Annotated in this window: 11 protein-coding genes and 1 tRNA gene; 7 read left to right on the top strand and 5 right to left on the bottom strand. The window is 74.7% G+C overall.

The genetic code is table 11. From position 1 onward, the window contains the following. A complete protein-coding gene (locus tag AB0I21_RS19785; protein ID WP_360563045.1) occupies positions 1 to 360 on the top strand; it encodes a VOC family protein in 360 nt (119 codons plus the stop codon). Positions 361 to 426: 66 nt separating this feature from the next. Here the strand turns inward: AB0I21_RS19785 and AB0I21_RS19780 are convergent, their stop codons facing one another. The 3 genes from AB0I21_RS19780 to AB0I21_RS19770 form a co-directional block, all read right to left on the bottom strand. Next, a complete protein-coding gene (locus AB0I21_RS19780) occupies positions 427 to 1,587 on the bottom strand; it encodes an endonuclease (RefSeq protein WP_360562955.1) in 1,161 nt (386 codons plus the stop codon). 104 nt (positions 1,588 to 1,691) lie between these two features. Then, positions 1,692 to 2,390, bottom strand: a complete 699-nt coding sequence (locus AB0I21_RS19775; protein ID WP_360562953.1) for an Lrp/AsnC family transcriptional regulator — start codon at positions 2,388 to 2,390, stop codon at positions 1,692 to 1,694. Between the two features lie 75 nt (positions 2,391 to 2,465). Next, complete coding sequence (locus AB0I21_RS19770; protein WP_360562951.1) at positions 2,466 to 3,434, bottom strand: aldo/keto reductase; 969 nt, start codon at positions 3,432 to 3,434, stop codon at positions 2,466 to 2,468. Positions 3,435 to 3,520: 86 nt separating this feature from the next. Here AB0I21_RS19770 and AB0I21_RS19765 point away from each other — a divergent pair, with 86 nt between their 5' ends. Next, positions 3,521 to 4,651, top strand: coding sequence for a pyridoxal-phosphate dependent enzyme (locus AB0I21_RS19765; protein WP_360562949.1), 1,131 nt, complete (start codon positions 3,521 to 3,523; stop codon positions 4,649 to 4,651). Here AB0I21_RS19765 and AB0I21_RS19760 read toward each other — a convergent pair. Continuing rightward, entirely contained in the window at positions 4,644 to 6,176 is a 1,533-nt protein-coding gene (locus tag AB0I21_RS19760) for a hypothetical protein (RefSeq protein ID WP_360562948.1), read from the bottom strand. The genes AB0I21_RS19765 and AB0I21_RS19760 overlap by 8 nt on opposite strands. Positions 6,177 to 6,208: 32 nt before the next feature. Further along, positions 6,209 to 6,281, bottom strand: a tRNA-Arg gene (locus AB0I21_RS19755). A gap of 69 nt (positions 6,282 to 6,350) precedes the next feature. Here AB0I21_RS19755 and AB0I21_RS19750 point away from each other — a divergent pair. The 5 genes from AB0I21_RS19750 to AB0I21_RS19730 all read left to right on the top strand — a co-directional run bounded on the left by AB0I21_RS19750 (position 6,351) and on the right by AB0I21_RS19730 (position 16,302). After that, positions 6,351 to 7,703: an SWIM zinc finger family protein gene (locus AB0I21_RS19750; RefSeq protein WP_360562946.1), complete on the top strand. Its 1,353-nt coding sequence runs from the start codon at positions 6,351 to 6,353 to the stop codon at positions 7,701 to 7,703. After that, the gene (locus tag AB0I21_RS19745) at positions 7,700 to 10,615 is read left to right on the top strand and encodes a DUF6493 family protein (RefSeq protein WP_360562945.1); all 2,916 of its coding nucleotides are present in this window, start codon (positions 7,700 to 7,702) and stop codon (positions 10,613 to 10,615) included. Before AB0I21_RS19750 ends, AB0I21_RS19745 begins: the two co-directional genes overlap by 4 nt. 144 nt (positions 10,616 to 10,759) lie before the next feature. Continuing rightward, positions 10,760 to 11,446, top strand: a complete 687-nt coding sequence (locus AB0I21_RS19740; protein ID WP_360562943.1) for an MOSC domain-containing protein — start codon at positions 10,760 to 10,762, stop codon at positions 11,444 to 11,446. Between the two features lie 112 nt (positions 11,447 to 11,558). Continuing rightward, positions 11,559 to 13,748 (top strand): DUF4132 domain-containing protein, encoded by a 2,190-nt coding sequence (locus AB0I21_RS19735; RefSeq protein ID WP_360562941.1) that lies wholly within the window; start codon positions 11,559 to 11,561, stop codon positions 13,746 to 13,748. Between the two features lie 175 nt (positions 13,749 to 13,923). Continuing rightward, positions 13,924 to 16,302: a tetratricopeptide repeat protein gene (locus tag AB0I21_RS19730; protein ID WP_360562940.1), complete on the top strand. Its 2,379-nt coding sequence runs from the start codon at positions 13,924 to 13,926 to the stop codon at positions 16,300 to 16,302. Positions 16,303 to 16,387 lie beyond the last annotated feature (85 nt).

Raw genomic sequence — 16,387 nt, 5'->3', positions numbered from 1 at the left:
ATAGGTGCCGGCGAGGGCGCGCGCATCGGGCGGCTGTACAGGACGGAAGCTGGCCTGAACGGCGGATATCCGAGTTGGCCGGCGACGCCCGCGTTCCTCCGGTTGTACGTCGAGGACGCCCGCGCCGTACACCGGCGGGCGGTCGAGGCCGGAGGCGTGTCCATCTCGGAGGTCACGCACCTGGCCTTCGGGGACGTGGTCGGGCGGGTGCGTGACCCGTTCGGCAACGTGTGGTGGATCCAGACCCGTATCGAGGACGTGACGCCCGAGGAGCTGGAGCGACGATTCGGCGACCCGGCGTTCACCGCGGCGATGGAGTACATGCAGCGCCCCGAGACGGAGTTCTTCCCCCGGAGCTGAAACCCGGGCTCGCGCCGGCGTGCGGAACGGCCGGTCGCAGCCCGCGACCGGCCGTTCGCGTCGGGGTCAGCCCCAGATGGCGGCGGCCCACTCCGGGTGGTCGATGAAGGGGTTGCGATTGTGCTGCCAGGTGGCGTAGATGCGGTCGTTGCGGCGGCGCTCGAAGGCGTCGGGCGGGTCCTGCTGGTTCCACTGGAGCAGGACCGACAGCTTGCCGATGTAGGGGGCGGAGCCGTTGGCGGTCGAGTTGTTGATCTCCAGGTTGGGCCAGCCGTCGTCGCCCTCGTAGCGGATGGCCATGTACATGATCATGCGGGCGACGTCGCCCTTGACGGCGGCGCGGGGTTCGAAGGAGTCGCTGTCGGTGAGGCAGCCGGGGGCCTCGCTGACCGCCGAGCCGCCGAGGTCGAAGTCCTTGTTGCCGCGGGCGGAGTTGACCGACACGTCCTCGGGGCGCAGGTGGTGGACGTCCGTGCCGGGGCCGGTGGCGGTACCGAAGTCGCCGTGGGACTTGGCCCAGACGTGCTCGCGGTTCCAGTCGTTGGCGCCGCCGCCGTTCGTCGACTTGCTCTGTGACCGGCCCGAGTAGAGCAGGATGACGTTGGCGCTGTTGTTCGGGTCCTGATCGGTGTCCTTCAGGGCGTCCCACACCTGGTCGTACGTGAGCTTCGTCTGCGTCTTGATGATGCCGTGCAGCGCGTTGCGCAGCGCGGTGCCGGTCTTGCCCGCGGCGGCCGCGTAGTAGGTCTCGACGGGGCCGGTCGGGCCGGTGGTCGGGCTGCTCGTCGGGCTGCCGGTGGGCACGGTGCCGGCGAAGGCCACCGAGGTCGGGGACTTCAGGCCGCCGTGGGAGAAGTACGCGGTCAGCTGCCCGGCGACGACGAGCCGGCGGCCCATCACCGACGGGTTCGTCTGGAGCCCGAACTGCGCCCGATAGGCGGCGGTGATCTGCACGTACAGCATCCGCGAGGTGCCGGTCTCGCTCGCGGAGTCGGCGAGGGCGAGGGCCGTGTCGCCGGTGAACCCGGACCGCAGCACGGTGTTGGTCGCGGTCGGCTGCCCGACGACGTACCCGACGACGGAGGCCGACCGGCCGTCCTGCGCCGCGAGCGCCTGGCTCACCGAAAGGTCCGCGGCCACCGCCGCGGTCGAGGTCATGACCACGGCGGCACCGGCCGCGGTCAGGGTAAGGGCAATTACCGTCGCGATCCGCCGCGATCTCCGCATGGCCAGAACCTCATCTCGCAGCCGTGTGGAGACATCGTAGGTTGCCGATGTGTCGGGCGGCGTGGACCGCAGAGGGCGGGCGGGTTACATGTAGGGTGCGGGCGTCAGGTCACCAGCAGGGTGCCGCCGGCCTTGACGCGGCGCACGACCGGTGCGGTCTCCACCGAGGCCACGCCGTCGAGGGAGCCGATGTCCCCGGCGATGTACTCGTAGAGCTCGTTCAGGTCGCGGCAGATCACCGACGCCGCGATGTTGGCCGGGCCCGTGGTCGCGGCGGCGCACGCGATCTGCGGGTGCGTGGCGAGGGCCCGGGTCGTGGCCGAAAGGGCGGACGGCGCGACGGTCAGCCACATCATGGCCTCCGCGTGGTAGCCGTGCAGGCCGGCCACGCCGCGCAGCATGCAGTGCGCGCTGAGGACCGAGATCCGTGGCGTGCGGGGCAGCCTCTGCAGCAGGAGGTCACCGTCCGCGGACTGCGACCGGGTCCGGGTGATGCACGTGATCTCGGTGCCGCCGGACACCAGCGTCACCCACGACGTGTCCTCGCGCCGGGCGAGGGCCGCGGCCACCGGCACGGCGGTGTCGGGCGAGCAGCGCATCCGCACCAGCCAGTCGACGTGGCCGAGGGTCGCGGCGTCCGGCAGCCCCACGACCCGCAGCGCGCCGGCCTCGCGCAGCCGCCCGTACCGCCGGGCGATCGTGCGGTCCGAGGCGCCGAGCAAGGCCGCGATCCGGCTGAACGGCGCCCGCCTGTCGACCTGCAGCGCGTGCACGACCTGACGGTCGAGCGTGTCCAGATCCACCGTCAGACGGTACCAACGTGTCAGAATCCGCCAGAAGTCCGGACCTCGGCGCCGGTCCGGCCGACGCCGGCGTGCTCACCACCAGAAGTTGTCCTGCGGTGTGTAGGCGGCCTCGAGCTCGGTGAGCTCGCCGGCGGTGAGCTCGAGGGTGAGGGCGGCCACGGCGTCGCGCAGGTGGTGCGGCTTCGTCGCACCCACGATCGGGCAGGAGACCACCGGCCTGGTCAGCAGCCAGGCCAGGGCGACCTGCGCCATCGGCACCTCGCGGGCCTCGGCGACCCGCTGGATCGAGTCGACGACCGGCCGGTCGACGTCGCGGTCGAACGCCTGGGCGACGGCGTCGGACGTGGACCGCGCCGTCCGCTCGCCCCAGGGCCGCGCCGCCCTGCCCTTCGCGAGCGGCGAATACGGTGTGAGACCGACGCCCTGGTCGAGGCACATCGGGATCATGTCCCGCTCTTCTTCACGTTTGAGGATGTTGTACTGGTCCTGCATCGCCGCGAACGGTGTCCATCCGCCGAGCACCGCGACGTGCTGGAGCTTGGCGAACTGCCAGGCCCACATCGACGAGGCGCCGAGGTAGCGGACCTTGCCCGCCTGCACCAGCGTGTGCAGCGTGGCCATGGTCTCCTCGGCCGGCGTCTCGGGGTCGAAGCGGTGGATGTAGTAGACGTCGATGTAGTCGGTGCCCAGCCGCCGGAGCGACGCGTCGACCTGCTCCAGGACGGCCTTGCGGGACAGGCCGCTGCCGCCGGGCCCGTCGTGCATCTTCCCGCTGACCTTGGTGGCGAGCACGATGTCCTCGCGCCGCGCGAACCGGCGGATCGCGCGGCCGACGAACTCCTCCGACGTGCCGCCCTGGTAGACGTTGGCGGTGTCCCAGAACGTGACGCCGAGCTCGACGGCCTGGCGGAAGAACGGGGCGGCGGCGTCCTCGTCCAGCGTCCACTGGTGCATGCCCGCGGCGGCGACGCCGTAGCTCATGCAGCCCAGCCCGATCCGGCTCACCCGCAGCCCGGTCCGGCCCAGCCGTGCGTACTCCAATGCGCTGCCCTCCCTGATTCCCCACAGCCTCGCACATCACGCGCCTGGACTGTTCGTCTAGAGTTTGGACGTTTACTATCGAGCGCGTGACGCTGGAATCCCTGTCGCTGCGCTGCGGCGCGTGCGGCCACACCGAACCGCTGCGCAGCCTGGCCTGGCGGTGCGCGAAGTGCCACGGCGTGCTCGACCTCGACGGGTTCGCCGCGGCCCCGCCGTCCCTGGCCGACCTCGCCGGGCGGGGCACCAGCCTGTGGCGGTATCGGGAAGCTCTGCCGATCGCCGAGCCGGGCGACATCACCATGGGGGAGGGGATGACGCCGCTGGTCGGTGCGCCCGGGCGGCCTGGGCGGCCCGGGGTCACGCTCAAGGTCGACCACCTCATGCCGACCGGGTCGTTCAAGGACCGGGGCGCGGTCCTGCTCGTGGCGCTCGCTGCCCGGCTCGGCGTCGCGCGGCTCATGGCCGACAGCAGCGGCAACGCGGGGACCGCCGTCGCCGCGTACGCCGCCCGCGCCGGGATCGCCTGCGACGTCTACGTGCCCGCCGACACCTCCGCCGGGAAGGTCGGGCAGCTGCGGGCCTACGGCGCGGCCGTGCACCAGATCCCCGGCAGTCGCGAGGACACCGCCCGGGCCGCGGCGCTCGCCGCCGGCGAGCCGGGCGTGTTCTACGCCAGCCACGTGTATCACCCGTTCTTCGTGCACGGCACCAAGACCTACGTCTACGAGGTGTGGGAGCAGCTCGGCGGCCGCCTGCCCGACACGCTCGTGCTGCCGGTCGGCAACGGCACCCTCGTCCTCGGCGCCCACCTCGCCTGCGCGGAGCTGCTCGAGGCGGGGCACATCGAGCGGTTCCCGCGCATCGTCGCGGTCCAGGCCGCCGGATGCGCGCCGCTGGCCGCCGCGTTCGCCGGCGGGTCGCCGGTGCCGGCGGACATCGACACGCAGGGGACCGTGGCCGAGGGGATCGCCATCGCCCGGCCCGCCCGCGGCGCGCAGATCCTCGCCGCCGTCCGTGCGACCGGCGGCGCCGTCGTCACCGTGACCGACGACCAGGTGCGGGCCGCCCACGCTGCCCTGGCCCGCTCCGGCCTCTACGTCGAGCCGACGTCCGCCGTCTGCTGGGCGGCCGTCGAGGCCGGCGAGGTCGAGCCGGCAGGGACGGTCGTGGCGCCGCTGTGCGGCAGCGGGCTGAAGTCCAAGCCGCCCGCTACGTGACCGGCTCGAACAGGAACGACAGGTCCTGCCAGTACTGGCGCGACCGGGCGACGTACGCGGGCCAGGAGCCGTGGACCGTCTCGGCGCGCGGGTCGGCGCCCTCGGCGAGCAGGCGGCGCATCAGCTCCGGCGGGCCGCCGTTCATCACCGCGAGGTAGAGCGGCGTCCGGCCGACGCGGTCCCGGGCGTCGACGGGGACGCCCGCGGCGAGCAGGAGCGGCAGCACCCGCTCCCAGTCGACCCACATCACCAGGTGCAGCAGCGACCAGCCGTTGGCGTCGCGCATCTGCGGGTCGATCACGCCGCGGCCGAGGCCGTCGAGCAGCCAGCCGGTGTCGCCGTGCTGCATGCGGTGCTTCACCTGCCGGCGCTGCGCGGCGAGCCCGTGCGGCAGCCGGCCGACGCCGGTCGTCCAGGTCTGCTGCACGGCGTAGCAGCCGGTGCTGGCGCCGCCGAGGGACCGCAGCACCCGCTCGCGCAGCTGCTCCTCCTCGTCGTGGTCGGGCAGGCGCAGCGCACCGCCGTCGACACCGACCCGGTGCCATCCGCCCTGGCAGCGCACTCGCACCGTGGTCTGGGCGGCGTCGGGTCTCGCAACACCGTGGGCCGCCACCGACCCCGGGAACAGCGCCTCGCGGACGAGCGGGTGCAGGTCGGCGGGGCGTTGCAGTCCGGCCGCGAGGAGCGCCAGGTCCGGCGGCACGGACCCGGTCAGGATCCGGGTCGGCACCTCCAGGTATTCGCTGAGATCAAGGGCCTCGGCGGTCATCCCGTCGACGGTCAGCGTCAGCGAGGCGCCGTACAGGGTGGCGACCTGCTGCACGCCGAACGCGGCCGCGGCGGCTCTGGCCTCGTCCGCGACCCCGACCGGCAGCGTCGGCGGCGCCGAGGGCCGTTGCAGGGCTTCGGGGTCGACCCCGCGCACGTCGATGCCGCACTCGCGCCACGCGCCTTCGAGGTCGCCGGCGACGATCCGCCGATGGATGCGCTCGGTGGTGGCGGCTTCGTCGGTACCGGCGGCGATCGCGTCCTCCGGCAGCGCTTCGCCCTCCGGCGTGAGGAACGGCATCCTGGCCGCGGACCCGCCCCACGCCTTGCGCACGGCGGCGGCCTCGCGCACGTCCCAGGTGTAGCGGGGCGCGACATACCAGCGCTCGTGCTCCAGCTCGGCCAGGGTCGTCACGGTCAGCAGCAGCCGCTGGGGCCCGGTCGGCGATTTCGGCAGCCGTACCTTCAGCAGCGGAGCACTGTCCGCACCGGCCCGCGGCGGCAGGACCGCGCTCACCATCGGCTGCAGCGTGCTCATCCCGCCGCGGTGCCTCGGCAGGTGCCACCACAGCAGGTCGAGGCTCAGGTGCCGCAGGTCGTCGCTCTCGTGCCCCGGAGCGATGTCGACGTCACAGCGGGCGAGCTCGGCGGCGCGCCGCCAGTCACCGGCCTCCCGGGCCCTGGCCGCCGCGTCCACGACGTCGTGCGGCAGCGACTCGGCCCTGATCCGGCGCCACTGCGGCAGGTCGTTGCGCACTGCGGTGCTACCTCCACGCGGGGTCTGAGGCGGCAGGCCGACCGGATTCGAACCGGCGTCTTCCAACTTCGCAAGGTGGTGTGACGACCTCTGCACTACGGCCTGCCGCTCGCGAGCCTAGGCCACGACCCGCCTTCAGAAAAAATGTCGTACCCGGGAGCTACGTTGTCGGGCATGAGCAACGCTGTGCAGTCGCTGAGCTATCTGGCCCCGTCGGCACTCCACGACGGAGGGCTGCAGCTGCAGACCGCCGGTGGTGTGGCGCAGCGTGCCGTCACCGCCAATCCGCGGTTCTTCACCGGGTTCCTGACCACGCCCGCCGCGGCGGCGGCCGGGCTGCTCGCGGTCGCCGAGGTGGCCCGCACCCGCTATTTCCAGCCCCTGAGCCCGGCCAGCCTGGACCCGGTCGTCACCGGCAGCCGGGACCGGCTGCGGTTCGAGTCGTTCTCCGGCTGCTGCGGCGTCTATGCCCGCCTCGACGTGCTGCCCACCGGCCTCGACGGTGAGATCGTCGACCACGGCACCACCAACGTCGACGTCAACACGCCACTGCGGCAGGCGCTGCAGCGGCTGACCGGCGTCGACCCGCTGCACGTCAGCGTCGGCCCCGACGACCTCACGGTGTCCACGATGGACGGTGCGGTGGTGGAGAAGAAGGTGCCGCTGCCGTCGCGCTGGCTGCGCGGGTTCGCCGAGGTGCAGGTCATCGCGTCCGGCTTCGACCCGCGGGCGGAGCTGTCCGCGGCCGAGGCGACCGCGTTCCTGCGCCGGCTCCCGTCGGGCGGCGACCGCTCGGTGCTGTGGGCCGTCCCCGCCGGCCGCTCGCTGCGGCTCACGTCCCGCCCGGTGCCCGGCGCCGTCTGCCTGCCCGGGCCGGCCCGCCTCGCCGCGCTGAAGCCGATCCTGCGCTTCGCCAAGCACCTGCGGGTCTATGGGCCGGCGGTCACCGCCGGCAGCGGGCCCGTGTCGAGCACGTGGGAGCTGGACACCGGCGAGCTGCGCCTGTCGCTCACGCTGTCGCCGCAGCCGAGCCGCGGCTTCTCCGGCGAGGGCGCGGTCCTCGCCGCGCTCGCCAGCGACGACGTCACCGACGACGCCGAGCTGATCGCGACGCTGCTCGCCTGGGACCCGACGGTCGACGTCGACGCGCTCGCCGAGCAGGCCGCGATGCCGGCCGCGCGGGTCAGGGCGGCGCTCACCCAGCTCGGCACCGCCGGCCAGGTCGGTTTCGACGTGTCCGAGGCGGCCTATTTCCACCGCGTGCTGCCCTATGACGCGCAGCGCGCCGAGCGGCACAACCCGCGGCTGGCCGGCGCCCGGGCGCTCGTCGAGACCGGCGCGGTGACGCTGGACGGGTCCGGGGCGAGCGTGCGCAGCGGCGAGGAGACCTACCGGGTCCGCGCGGCCGGCGACGCGCTGCACTGCACCTGCCCGTGGTGGGCGAAGTACCGTGGCGGACGCGGCCCATGCAAGCACGCCCTGGCCACCGAGCTGGCCCGTGCCGTCGCCCCGGCGGTGACCCGGTGAACCTGTTCACCCGCCGCCGCTCCGGCCCGATCGAGTGGCCCGACCTGCTGGCCATGCTGCAGAAGGGCAACTTCGCGGCCACCGTGGAGGCGCTGCGCGACCTCGACGAGACCCAGCGCGCCGAGCTGGGCCACAAGCTCGTCGCGCTGCGCGGGGACGCCGGCACCTGGTTCAACCCGCAGCAGGCCACCGCCTATGCGGTCGCCGCCGTCGGATGCGCGTCGACGGCCGCGAAGGCCGTCACCGTGATCGCCCGGCGCGGCTGGCCCTGGTCGGCCATCCAGCCGCAGCCGGTGCTGCGCGCCGCCGCCGACCGTGGCGTGCCGTGGCTCGGTGACCTCGCGACCAGGCTGGCCGGCAAGCTGCCACGCGACGGCGGGTCGCTGCGCTCGTGGAGCCTCGTCGCGGACCTGGTCGTCGCCACCGGCGTGCCGGTCCCGACCGGCGAACGGTTCGTCGACGGCTGGCTGCTGTCGCTGCAGGTGGCGGAGCGGGACAAGGCCGTGCTGGACAAGTTGCGGGGCAGCCCGTTCACCGACGCGCTGCTGCCGCACGCGTTCGAGCGCGACGGGATCGCCGCCACCATCGGCGGCCACGACCCGGACACCGGCAAGTGGGTCACATGGCCCGGCATCCTCTTCGCCGCCGCCACCCTCGTCGAGGAGGGCCGGTTCCCGCGTGCCGACATCCTCGACCGCTGCCTGGACGCCCTGCTCGCCGGCCGCCCCAAGGCGGTGCTGCACGCCTTCGTCAGCTTCCACGACAAGCTCGCCCCGACGGAGGCCGAGGTCGCCGAGCGCACCACGATCTACCTGAAGCTGCTCACCGACGCCATGGGCTCGGTGGCGACGATGGCGCAGAAGGTGCTGAAGACCGCGGAGGCGGCCGGCGGCGTGGAGCTGGAGTCGCTGCTCGACGCGTCCCGCACCGTCCTCACCCGCAGCGAGAAGGGCCTCGTCAAGGCGCAGCTGATCTGGCTGGAGAAGCTCGCGAAGCGGCACCCCGCCCGCGTCGCCGAGATCGCCGAGGTCGTCGCCGTCGCCGCGGACCACCCCGACGTCCAGGCCCGCGACCGCGCGGCGGCGTTCCTGGCGAAGCACGCGGCGCCCGGGGTCACCGACGTGCAGGTCGTCCCGCCCGAGCCGGACCTGCTGACCGCGCCGGTCGGCGCCGCCGACATGCCCGAGCCGATCGCCACCCCCGACGAGCTGGCGGAGGAGATCGCCGCGCTCGACCAGACCGACTGGCAGACTGTGCCGTTCGAGCGGGTCCTCGCGGCGGTTGTCCGCATGCACGCCGCCGACCCCGTCGGGCTGCGCGCCGCGATCGCCCCGGTGATGCAGCGGGCCCACAACCGGATCGGCGACGGCTGGTGGGGCTCCGAGGGCCACCGGCGCACGGTCGCGATGTTCACCGCGGTGCTCAACAAGGCCGCCGGGCTGCCGTTTGTCCTCGACGACGCGGCCCGCGCGCTGAAGGGCACCCCCGCCGATTTCCGCCTCGGCAACTCCTACGCCAAGCTGCAGGGCGTCCTGACGATCCGGCTGGCCGAGATCGTCATGCGGCTGTCCACCGACCCGGTCCCGTCCCTGGTCGCGACACCCACCCTGGTCAACGGGCTGCTCGACCCCGCCGCGCTGGTCGAGCGGCTCGCGCGGGCCGAGCGGGAGGGCTGGCAGCCGTGGAAGCGTGACCTGCGCCAGGCGCTGTACCGGCTGCCCGCCGGCGCCGACCCCGACGCGCTGCGGCAGGCCCGGACCCTGACCTCGGACGCCGGCCGGACCCTCGTCGAGTGGCTGGAGACCGGCGGCGCCGGCCGGCCGGACGTCCGGGTGGTCCGGGTGCACCGCCAGCGCGCCGAGCGGGGCCGCTATCTCGAATGGCTGCCCGAGTCGCGCTTCTACGCCACCTCGTCGCCGGACCGGTCCGGTCTGGACCCCTACTGGCTGACCGAGCTCGCGGCACCCCCGGTCGTCAACGCCGACAGCAGCGACGGCCTCGGCCTGGCCGCGCTGTGGCCGGCGGTGCTGCCGTCGCAGCGGGAGATCGTCGCCGCGTGCCTGCTGCCCCTCGTCGCCGGCGCCGCCGACCTCGACTCCGGCCGCGGCAATGTCCAGCTGCTGCCGCTGCTCGCGGACCTCGCCGGCCCGGTCGGCCCCGCGACCCTCACCGCCGTCGCCTACGGCCTCGCCGCCACCCAGGCCGACGAGCGCATCGCCGCGCTCGACGCGCTCATGGCGCTCGGCGGCGCCGATGACTTCGACGGCGGCGAGCTCGGCGCCCAGCTGGCCCGCATGGCCGACACCAAGCTGATCGTCCTGAGCCGTGTCGTCACCCAGCTGGAGGAGGCGGGCCGCATCGCCCCGGCGCTGACGTGGCGGATCGCGTCGGGCGCGCTCGGCGGCCTGCTGCCGGCGGAGACCAGCAGGCCCGCGCCGGGTCCCGCCATCACCCCGCCGGCGTCCGCCGCACCCCTCACCAGAGCCGCCGTCAGGGCCGCCGCAAGGGACCTGGCCGCGGCCATCGGCTCGGCTGGGGCTTCCGCCTCTGCCACGGCTTCCGGCTCGGCGGCGCCTTCCGGCTCGGCGGCGCCTTCCGGCTCGGCGGCGCCTTCCGGCTCGGCGGCGCCTTCCGGCTCGGCTGGGGCTTCCAGCTCTGTTGGGGCTTCCAGCTCGGCTGGGGCGACTGCGGCGTCGGGGGCGGCTGTCCGGGGCGGCGGGGGAGGCGCGGACGGCAAGGCGCACGTCACGCCGCGCGGACTGCCGGACCTGCTGACGCTCGCCTCGACCGCTGCGGCGGCGTCGGGCAGCCGGGGTGAGGTGCCGGGCCTCGCGGACCTGGCCGCACGCAAGGGCTCGACCCGCCTCGTCGTCGAGGCGAAACGCCTGCATCGGACCCTGACCACGTCCTGATCTCCTGCCATCTCAACCACTGCGATGCCGGCGCCGTGTGGGCAGCCACTGCCGCCGGCACCGCTTGGTGGTTGCGGGTGGGCCGGCGCTTCGTGGGCGGAAATTGGGCGGCGGATGGTGGCCGGGGTCGATAGGTTGCTGGGCGTGAGCAGGATTCTCTCGGTCAACCTCGCGGTGCCGGAGCCGAACCCGGCCAAGGGTGGTCTCACCGGCATCAACAAGCAGCCGGTCGACCACCTGGTGACCGTGCGCGCGCCGGGGCCCAAGACGACCGGCCTGCACACCGGCCTGGTCGGCGACCAGATCTACGACATCCAGAACCACGGCGGCGACGACCAGGCGGTGTACGCGTACGCCCGGGAAGACTACGACTGGTGGCAGGCCCGGTTGACCCGCCGGCTCGCCAACGGGCTCTTCGGCGAGAACCTGACCACGGAGGGCGTCGACGTCAACGGCGCCGTCATCGGCGAGCTGTGGCGGATCGGCCCGCGGCTGGTCCTGCAGCCGACGTTCGGCCGGATTCCCTGCTCCACGTTCCAGCACAAGATGGGCGAGCCGCGCTGGTTGAAGACGTTCACCCGGTCGGTCCGCCCCGGTGCGTACCTGCGCGTGGTGGAGCCGGGCGAGGTGTGGGCCGGCGACCCGGTGACCGTCCTGGACCGCCCGTCGCACGGGGTGACGATCGCGCAGGCGTTCCGCGCGTACATGACCGAGACAGCGCTGCTGCCCGGCCTGCTCGCGATCGAAGGCCTGCCCGACGACCTCCGCGCGACGCTCGAGGAACGCCTCCCCAAGCCCCGGCCGGCACCTCCGACGACGTCCGCCCACTGACCTCACCCGGGTCGGCTCGATCCCGGAGGGAACATAGCGATCCGGTACGGTCGCCGGACCGGGCCGGGCGGGAGGGGCATGCCGCCGGTGGGACGAGCGGGGAGGCCGGGCGATGGCGGCAGGGCGGGTCGTGGTCGAGGGGCTGGTGTGCAAGGAGCCCGCCGGCATGGCGTGGGAGGACGGGGAGCGGGACCTGTGGTGGTCGCGGGCCGCGGCGCTCGAGCACGGCCTTGAGCGGCCCGACTGGGGTGCGGTGGCGGCCGGCGCGGACCGGGTCTCCGACCTGACTCCGCCGCAGGTCGTGTGGTTGTTCGCGAAGGGGCCGGAGGTGCCGGCGCGGGCGCTGCTCGGCAAGCTGGTGACGCTGCGGCACCGGCAGCGGGTCGATCTGTGCCGGGTGCTCGTGGCGCGGTTCGAGCTGGACGCGCTGCCGTTCGTGCGCGGCGAGGCGAAGGAGCACGCGGACGAGCTGGGGGTGCTGCTGCTGCCGTTCCGGGCGCCGGAGGTGGCCACGCTGGTGGCCGGGTGGCTGCGGCACCTCGGGTCCGCGCGGCTGTGGGCGCGGCTGTGGCTGGGCCGGCACGCCGGGACCGCGGCGCGGGCGTTGATCCCGGCCGCGGCGGGACGCTCCGCCAGGGAGCGGCAGCACGCCGAGGAGGGGCTGCGGTTCCTGGCCTCGATCGGTCACGGGCCGACGATCGCCGAGGCCGCCGCGGAGTACGGGCCGGACGTCGCCGACCTGGTCGCCGCCGGACTCGAGCAACCGGCGCCGCGGGCGGCGCGGAGAGGGAAGCGGCCGGGGTGGACGCTGCCGGAGCGGCTGCCGGAGATCAGCCTGGCCGGTGGCGGGACGATGCCGCTGGATGAGGTCGCGCGGCTGGTCGACGGGCTGACCCGGGCGCGGCTGGCGGATCCGCCCGAGCCGCCGCCCGGTGATCCGGCCCCGCGGCGGGACCGTCCCACGTCGGGTGTGGAGTCGTCGAAGGCGCGGCAGCCGCTCGTACACCTGCCGGATCCGCAAACACGTGCGCTGATCGACGACTGTGACCGGGGGAGTCTGGCGGAGTTCGGCCGGGCGCTGCTGACGGCGTGGGTGGCGGACGGGATGCCGCCGGCGGAGGCGTGGGTCGTGCCGGCGCAGGCCCACGTCGGCGACGACTCCACAATGGACATGCTCGCGCCGCTGCGGCGGTCGTGGTCGCAGGGCGGCCGGTGGGAGCGGTCGGTCGAGGGGCTCGCGGTGCTGGCCACCGCCGGCACCGACGTGTCGCTTCGGCATCTGCTGGCGGTGGAGGAACGGTTGTCGGCCGGGCCGACGAACGACCGGACCGGCGACTACCTGGCGCAGGCCGCCGAGCGGCGCGGGATGACCGTCACGCAGCTGGCGGACCGGCTGGCGCCGGCGCACGGGCTGGACACCGGCGTCACCCTCGACTATGGGCCGCGCGCGTTCACGGTGGGCGTCGACGGGCAGCTCACGGCGTTCGTCGCCGACGCCGACGGGCGGCGCCTCGCCCGGCCGCCGAAGCCGGGCGTCAAGGACACGAACCCTGCGGCGTACCAACAGTTCCTGCGGCTGAAGAAGGACCTGCGGTCGGCCGCGGCGGCGCAGGTCGCACGCCTGGAACGGGACATGCTCGCGCGCCGGTTCCGACCGGCCCGCGACCTCCCGGCGGTCGTCCTGCCGCACCCGGTGCTGGGGCCGGTCGCGCGGCGGCTGCTGTGGGGCGAGTACGGGCCGCGCGACCACCTGGTCCGGGCGCTGCGCATCGCGGAGGACGGCAGCTTCACCGACCGCCACGACGCGACGGTGACCGTCGGCGGCGACGCGTGGCTCGGCGTCGTGCACCCGGCCGACCTCGGCGGGGACCTGGCCGGCTGGGTGCAGGTGTTCACCGACTACGAGATCTTGCAGCCGTTTCCGCAGCTGTACCGCCCGGCGATGGCGCTCACCGAGGCGCAACGCGACATGACGGGCCTGACCGGGTTCGGACCGGTGCCGGCGGACCGGATCGCGCACCTGTTGGGCAGCGCCCGGTGGCAGGGCAACGGATACCACCGGCAGCAGCGGCTGCACACGCAGCTCGCCCACCGGCTGCCCGGCGGCCTGACGATGCTGGTCGAGCTGGACCCGGGGGTGGAGACGTCGGCCGTCACCGCCGTCCGCGAGCAGCGCGTCACCGAGATCTGGGCCGACGACTCGTGGTCGGACCACTGGCAGGTCGCGCGCCGCATCCCGATGGGGCGCTGCGACGCGGCCGCCCTGTCGGAGGTGCTCGCGGAGCTGTACGCCGTCACCTGAACCATCGCACAAAGGAAGGACGGCACCGGTGCCCTCGTGTCACCGGTGCCGTCCTTCACTGGATTCATCGTCGCCGACGGGTGGCCGGACCTCCAGGACGTTGACCGGAACTTGGTCGGAACTTGTCGTACCGGAGGCATAGGGTGGCGGCAGCGGCAGAACACGCGGTCTGGGGATGGCGATGGTCGAGGTCGACGGGGCGTTCGGAGCGCTCGTGCGTGCTCACCGGCAGCGTCTGGGGCTCACGCAGGAGGAGCTGGCCACGAAGGCCGGCCTGAGCGTCCGCAGCATCGTCAAGCTGGAGGGCGGCCGGATCGGGGTGCCGCGGCCGCCGACGGTGCGGCTGCTGGCGCAGGTGTTCGGCCTGACCGGCGCCGACGCCGAGGACTTCCGCCGCTGCGCGGCCGGGGTCGCCGCCCAGCCGCCCGCGGGCGGCCGGGCGGGTTCCGGTCGGGTGCCGGCGCAGCTGCCGCCGGACGTGTCGGCGTTCACCGGCAGGGAGGCGCAGCTGGCCGCCCTCGACGCGCTGGCGGTCGCGGCCGCCGACCAGCCGACGGCGGTGTTCGTCGCGGTCGTGACCGGGCCGGCGGGCGTCGGCAAGACGGCTCTCGCGGTGCGGTGGGCGCACCACGTCCGCGACCGGTTCCCCGGCGGGCAGCTGTATGTGAACCTCCGCGGCTATGACCCGGCCCGGCCGATGGCCGCCGGCGACGCCCTCACCAGGTTCCTGACGGCGCTGGGGGTCGCCGCCGAGGACGTGCCGGTCGACGAGGACGACCGGGCCGCCCGGTTCCGCACCGAGGTGGCCGACCGCCCGCTGCTGCTCCTGCTGGACAACGCGTCGTCGGCCGAGCAGGTCCGGCCGCTGCTGCCCGGCACCGCGTCGTGCACGGTGCTGGTGACGAGCCGCGACACGCTGCCGGGGCTCGTCGCCGTCGACGGCGCCCGGCGGGTCGAGGTCGACCTGCTGACCGCCGGCGACGCGGAGGTCCTGCTGCGGCGGCTGATCGGGGCGCGGGCCCGGTCCGCGCCCGACGCCGTCGCCACCCTCGCCGAGCAGTGCGCGCGGCTGCCGCTGGCGCTGCGGGTCGCGGCCGAGCTGATCGCGGCGCGCCCCGAGGTGACGCTGGCGGACCTGGTCGACGAGCTGCAGGACCAGCGGCGCCGGCTCGCCGTGCTCGCCGCCGGTGAGGACCCGCGGGCGTCGGTGCCGGCGGTCCTGTCGTGGTCGGTGCGGCACCTGCCGCAGCCGGTCGCGCGGGCGTTCGGCCTGCTGGGGCTGCATCCTGGGCCGGACTTCGACGCGCACGCCGCCGCGAGCCTGACCGGTGCCGGCCTGGCGGAGACGCGCGATGCCCTGGCGCTGCTCGTCCGGGCACACCTCGCGCACCGGACCGGTCCGGGCCGCTACGGCATGCATGACCTGCTGCGGGCGTATGCGGGCGCACATGCCGAGCAGCCGGGCGAGGCCCGCCGGCGGATGTTCGACTTCTACCGCGCGACCGCGGCGAGCGCCGTCGCCACGCTGTTTCCGCGTGCGCAGATGCCGGCGGCCGCGTCGCCGGTCCTGCCGCCGGGCGACCGGGACGCGGCCCACGCCTGGCTGGAGGCCGAGCGGGCGGCGTTGCTCGCGATCGTCGCCGAGTCCGCCACGAGCGGGCACCCGGCGCACACCGTCGACCTGGCGGCGATCCTGGCGCGCTATCTCGTCGACGGCCCGCCCGCCGACGCGGTGACGGTGCACGGTCTCGCCGCCGACGCGGCGCTCGGCGACCGGGCGCGGGAGGCGGCGGCCCGCGACGCCCTCGGCCTGGCGCTGCTGCGGCAGGGCCGGCCCGCCACCGCCACGGCGCAGTTCGACCGGGCGGAGGCTCTGTTCGCCGACCTCGGCGACCTCGCCGGCCAGGCCCGCGCCGCCCTCGGGCAGGGCCTGGCCGAGGGCCAGCGGCACCGGCTCGAGGCCGCCGCCGCCAGGTTCGAGCGCTCGCTGCACCTGTTCGAGCAGGCCGGCGACCGCACCGGTGAGGCCCGCGCCCTCAACAACCTCGGCCTCGTCGAGGAGCGCCTGGGCCGCTACCGTCCCGCCGAGGCGCACCAGCAGCGGGCGCTCGTGCTGTATGAGCAGCTCGGCATCCTCCTGGGGGTGGCCGCCGCGCTGACCGACCTGGGCATCGTCGAGCACCGGCTCGGCCGGGCGGAGCAGGCCGCCGCACACCACCGCCAGGCCCTGGAGCTGTTCCTCGACGGCCGCGACCGCCTCGGCGAGTCCTGGGCGCGCAACGGCCTCGGCGAGGCCGCCATGGCGTTCGGCGACCCGTCCACCGCCCTCACCCACCACGCGGCCGCCCTCGCCGTCGCGACGATCGCCGCCGCCCGCGACCAGGAGGCCCGCGCCCATCTCGGCCTCGGCGACGCCCACGAGGCCCTGCACGACCTGTCCAACGCCCGCGCGCACCACGAGAAGGCGGTCGCGCTGTTCACCGAGCTCGGCATGCCCGAGGCCGACGGCCTCCGCACCCGCCTGACCCGCGCCCCCGAAGGAGGCCCTCACTGACGACACCTGCCACGTGCTCGTCCAAGCCACCATCACCGCGGGAGGCGTTCCGGGCGCTGTCCTGAGACACAACGGCACCGCCGCC

The sequence above is a fragment of the Dactylosporangium sp. NPDC050588 genome, from assembly GCF_040654975.1.
GTDB classification, from domain to species: Bacteria; Actinomycetota; Actinomycetes; order Mycobacteriales; family Micromonosporaceae; genus Dactylosporangium; species Dactylosporangium maewongense.
The sequence above is the reverse complement of the archived record's forward strand: the minus strand, read 5'-3'. Positions and strand labels throughout refer to the sequence as shown.

Coding starts and splice junctions, on each gene's coding strand:
- AB0I21_RS19780 (WP_360562955.1), bottom strand. CDS start 1,587: ATGCGGAGATCGCGGCGGATCGCGACGGTAATTGCCCTTACCCTGACC.
- AB0I21_RS19750 (WP_360562946.1), top strand. CDS start 6,351: ATGAGCAACGCTGTGCAGTCGCTGAGCTATCTGGCCCCGTCGGCACTC.
- AB0I21_RS19735 (WP_360562941.1), top strand. CDS start 11,559: ATGGCGGCAGGGCGGGTCGTGGTCGAGGGGCTGGTGTGCAAGGAGCCC.
- AB0I21_RS19730 (WP_360562940.1), top strand. CDS start 13,924: ATGGCGATGGTCGAGGTCGACGGGGCGTTCGGAGCGCTCGTGCGTGCT.